General features: G+C 53.8%; 4 protein-coding genes. 2 read left to right on the top strand and 2 right to left on the bottom strand.

All coding sequences use genetic code 11. From position 1 onward, the window contains the following. Positions 1-855 precede the first annotated feature (855 nt). Positions 856-1,275, bottom strand: a complete 420-nt coding sequence (locus RMSM_RS06875; protein ID WP_201767010.1) for a winged helix-turn-helix transcriptional regulator — start codon at positions 1,273-1,275, stop codon at positions 856-858. 96 nt (positions 1,276-1,371) lie between these two features. Further along, positions 1,372-1,839: a hypothetical protein gene (locus RMSM_RS36500; protein WP_160168246.1), complete on the bottom strand. Its 468-nt coding sequence runs from the start codon at positions 1,837-1,839 to the stop codon at positions 1,372-1,374. A 378-nt stretch (positions 1,840-2,217) separates the two neighbouring features. On the opposite strand from RMSM_RS36500, the gene RMSM_RS06865 reads away from it, so the two are divergent. Together RMSM_RS06865 and RMSM_RS42395 are read left to right on the top strand one after the other, a co-directional pair. Then, entirely contained in the window at positions 2,218-2,706 is a 489-nt protein-coding gene (locus RMSM_RS06865) for a DinB family protein (protein ID WP_008693404.1), read from the top strand. A 61-nt stretch (positions 2,707-2,767) separates the two neighbouring features. Then, the coding region (locus RMSM_RS42395; RefSeq protein ID WP_008693403.1) for a DoxX family protein at positions 2,768-3,017 on the top strand (250 nt) is incomplete at its 3' end.

Genomic DNA, 3,017 nt, shown 5'->3' with positions numbered 1-3,017 from the left:
TTAGAAAACAGTCGGCGTTGCGATCTCCGGAATCGATTCTTCATGTTTTTGCCCCTCATTTTTTTGCCGGCAAATCCATCAGCATGACCGAATTAGTCAGACGCTGGGTATACGGGAACGCTGAGCACGGGACTTAACTGAGCTGCATGTAGTTGGAATTAACGCGGGTTTCTGTCTCCCCTCTCGGCCGTGCTGTAAATAGGTTGGGGACATCGCAGAGTAGCTGCCAGTTGTCGCTCCGACCGGGGCAAGGCCAATGCCATCGACTTAGGTAGCGGCACGGCGCGAGCCGTCCGGTTGAGGCGAGTGAAACGTTCGGTTTAGACCGGGCGGGCCCCGCGCCGCACCGCTGCAAACGCCACCCGTTTAGTGCCAAAGTAGATGGCATTGGACGCAAGCCCGGCGGAAGCGGACGGAGTTAGGCTGTCACCACTTATAAAATCGTAGGTTCCTTGGGACTTCGATAAGCCTTGCCGACCCGATAACGGGGAGCTGCGTCCCGGGCTAGCTTCTGTCGCAGGCATGCAGCTAGGACTTATGTCGCGTTGCGGCTGGTCGCCGACGGTTTAAACACAGCTAATCGAGAATCGTTGTGTGAAAACCCAAAAGCCGCTTGAAAATCCGTCGTGGCGGAGCACATCAAGCGTGGCTATCTCGAAAGCGACATGCTTGAAAACATTTCGTGACGGAACTCGCGTGTGTGTCTGGGAAGCTAGCCCGTGGATCGAAAGTCTTGACGGCTTGTCGATTTAATCGTTTAACAATCAGCCGAAGTCGTGATCGCATCCATTAGCGTACGCCTATCGGCTAACGGTTAAACGAAGCATGCTAACCCACGCGATGCTGTGAGCCAGCCTAACGTTTGCGTTGTCGCGACGTCGCTTTCTTTCGAGTAGTCTTTTTCTGCGATTCGGAATCAGGCCACAGCCGAGTCTCGGCACCGTCGATATTTTCGAGTCCCCAGTCGAGGATCGACTGGACGAGAGGCCGCAGCCGCTCGCCTTGGGTTGTGACCAGGTACTCGAAGCGATTGGCATGATCACTGTACTGGCGTCGCTCAACAAACCCAAGGCTCTCGAGTCGCTTGAGCCGATTCGCCAGAATATTTGTCGAGATTTTTTCGGGACGATCGAGAAACTGCTCGTAGCGGGTCAGCCCGAGCAATAAATCTCGCACGACAACGAGTGTCCATTTGTCACCAACTAAATCCAGTGTTCGTGATACCGGACAGTAGGATCGCCAGGGCTGTTCGAGCTGCAACTTACTTTTCATCATTTCGATTCTAAACCGATGGATTGCAACTCACAAGTTGCATTCACTCGGTTGGCCCCTGCTCGGCGATGGCATGTCCCCACGATCCCTCGCAATCGCTCAGGCCGGAGTCGCTGTATTCGAAGAATCCATCACACGACGCTGTTCAAGCGCGGCTAGATGGAAACAGATCCATAGTGGAACTGCAAAACCCGGGATCAGCGACAGCGGCAATTCGCCAAGGATGCTGGTGGCCGGTTCGGACGCCACAAAGCCAAAGGTGCCACGGGCAATCAAACCAGTCCCCACCGCACCAGCAAAATCAAGCAGCCCCAGGACGTGAAAGCCAACGAAGGCGCGAGAGTGAATGAAACGCGAGTCGTAGGCAATCGCTGCGGCTACGGTCGGCGCTAGCACGGCTACCAAAACATCGCCCCATCCTGCGGGCCAAGCAAACAAGGCTGGCAAGTGCCCGAACCACCAAAGAAACAAGAACGAACCGCCAAGGATCCGAAGCCCTTGGACGGAGGTCAGAAATACCGGACTCAGGCGATGAACGTAGTTTCGCACCCCGTGTGATGCGTTCATTAGAACGATGAAAACGAGTGGGGGCGCTGCGATGGCGGTAAGCATAAAGAGGGGAGGCTGCGTTGATTGGGCGTGAAAAACGCCTAGTTTGGCCACCAAGACGCTGGCGAAAAGCCAACTCGCCAGAACGAGCAACGCGAAAACGTGATGAGTAATCTTCATCATTCGATTCCTTTATCAAGTTTGAGTATTCGGTTTGCAAGAAAGAGGACCGTCGTTGCCGCAAGAAACCCGGCACCGTGACTTGCATAACGCAATCCACTTTCCTAACATAGCTTGTGTTATGCAAGTGACAAGAGCTAATTGGGTTGGCTCGCCGTCCGCGTTGCGGGACAGACGCTCACGTTGCATCCATGTTTCCCCATTCGGAGATATGTCATGAATGAATTACTGAGAACGATTGAAGCGTATGCAAAGGGGCCTGATCGCTTAGAATCAGCCGTCGCGGGACTAGCCCGTGAGCAACGACATGCAAAGCCGGGGCCTGGAGACTGGTCGATCCACGAGGTCGTCGTCCATTTAGCCGACAGTGACTCGGTTTCGATCGAACGGATGAAACGCATCGCGGCGATGGAAGAGCCAAAACTTTTGGACTATGACGAGACCGCGTTTATTCGTGAACTCAAACCCGAGTTACAGACAATCGAAGATGCATTGTTACTGTTTCGGGTCAACCGCCGTCAGTGGAGTCGAGTCTTGCGTACATTGCCGGAATCGATATTCGACCGTGTGGGGCATCACTCAGTTTCGGGACCGGTTTCGCTTCGCCAGATGATCCCACTGTACATCGAACACTTGGAAGGACACTTGGCTTTTATCCGGCAAAAACGCGAGCGACTAATGTGTCCGCTGGAGACGGAACAATAAACCCACGTTGGGGACAGCGAATCACCCATGGCTGCTCAGTTGTTTCTCGACGCTTAGTGAGATGACCAAAATGATAGCTCCGGTCCTAATGCTTGTTTTACTTGTCGCCCCTTATGTCATTTCCCGGGTCTTTCGCCGAAACCATCACTCTCAGGACAGTGCGGCGGTAGGCGTCGGGTTGATGTTCCTGTTGACTGGTTCGTCTCACTTTTTTCGCACGGCCGAGATGATGGAAATGCTTCCGGATTTTCTGCCGTTTCGATATGAGGCCATCATTTTGACGGGAGTACTGGAATTACTACTAGCCGTCC

The organism is Rhodopirellula maiorica SM1 (assembly GCF_000346295.1).
Taxonomy (GTDB): Bacteria; Planctomycetota; Planctomycetia; order Pirellulales; family Pirellulaceae; genus Novipirellula; species Novipirellula maiorica.
This window is presented reverse-complemented; position numbering and strand designations above follow the sequence as displayed.

Bases quoted from the DNA above. Each gene is read 5' to 3' on its own strand.
- RMSM_RS06875 (WP_201767010.1), bottom strand. From the start codon at position 1,275: ATGATGAAAAGTAAGTTGCAGCTCGAACAGCCCTGGCGATCCTACTGT.
- RMSM_RS06865 (WP_008693404.1), top strand. From the start codon at position 2,218: ATGAATGAATTACTGAGAACGATTGAAGCGTATGCAAAGGGGCCTGAT.
- RMSM_RS36500 (WP_160168246.1), bottom strand. From the start codon at position 1,839: ATGAACGCATCACACGGGGTGCGAAACTACGTTCATCGCCTGAGTCCG.